This window comes from Acidithiobacillus concretivorus (assembly GCF_018853445.1).
GTDB lineage: Bacteria > Pseudomonadota > Gammaproteobacteria > Acidithiobacillales > Acidithiobacillaceae > Acidithiobacillus > Acidithiobacillus concretivorus.
Map to the genome: position 1 here is coordinate 1 of NZ_JABELD010000146.1, position 1,036 is coordinate 1,036.

Genomic DNA, 1,036 nt, shown 5'->3' on the forward strand with positions numbered 1-1,036 from the left:
GCCTCATTCAATCCGCCAAGGCCAAGGCTCGGGGTTACCGCACGCACAAGAACTTTATCAACATGGCCTACCTGATCCTGGGCAAGCTGGATCTCAGGCTACCCACTTGAAATGACGAGGAACCCCGTTTAATCCTGTCACAGGTTCGATGAGTATGTCTTCACAATTTTTATACTTTAATTTTATAATTTTTATTTTCTTTTCTGTGTCAGCATTGTTATCCGTATGGCTCCTCTTTGAAACGCCAGAAAATTCCTGGAGGTTTTTTTTTCAAGGATTGATAAGCCTGGTAATTGCTTCATCGGCAATAACAATTGGTCTTAAATTGGTGCGTCATAAGATTATGGACATTCGTTTTTAACGCGCTCTGTTTTGACGCAGCCGTCTGCGATACAGACGCCAGATAATCCAGATGCGCCAGCCCTGCATAATGCCAAAATAAGTGATCAGGGCGAGGGCGGCTCCCAGTATCAGGCTGCCTATCCAGGTAACCAGATAGGCATGCCAGAGCCGGTCACCCATCGCCATGATACCAATATCTCCATGAAATATTTCATGAATATCATGATAATGAATGGTGATGGCAGGAGCGACACCTAACTGGCTGAGTAGCCAGAAACCGAGTTCATAACAAGCGAAAAAAAACGGTATGATGGTCAACGGACCCGTGACCACCCAGGGCATAACCCATCCGATGGGAATATAGGCTCTCCGCCAGAGGCAGAGCAAAGTGATACTGAGTAAATGTCCAAAAAAAGGCAGGCTTCCAATAAAAGTCCCAATGGCGGCAGCGCGGGCGACGCTATGACGATGCGGGTGCCAGAGCACCGGGCGCGCCAGATAATGGGTAAAACGTCCGAGGGGACGTTTTTTGAGGATTTCCTCACGGGTGGGAAGGCGGATAAATGCGGGGGTTCCTCGTCATTTCAAGTGGGTAGCCTGAGATCCAGCTTGCCCAGGATCAGGTAGGCCATGTTGATAAAGTTCTTGTGCGTGCGGTAACCCCGAGCCTTGGCCTTGGCGGATTGAATGAGGC

Annotated in this window: 1 protein-coding gene; it reads right to left on the bottom strand. The window is 48.9% G+C overall.

Translation table 11 applies throughout. The features are described from left to right. Positions 1-357: 357 nt before the first annotated feature. Positions 358-903 (bottom strand): DUF2062 domain-containing protein, encoded by a 546-nt coding sequence (locus tag HJG40_RS14030; protein WP_215864772.1) that lies wholly within the window; start codon positions 901-903, stop codon positions 358-360. Between the last annotated feature and the right edge of the window lie 133 nt (positions 904-1,036).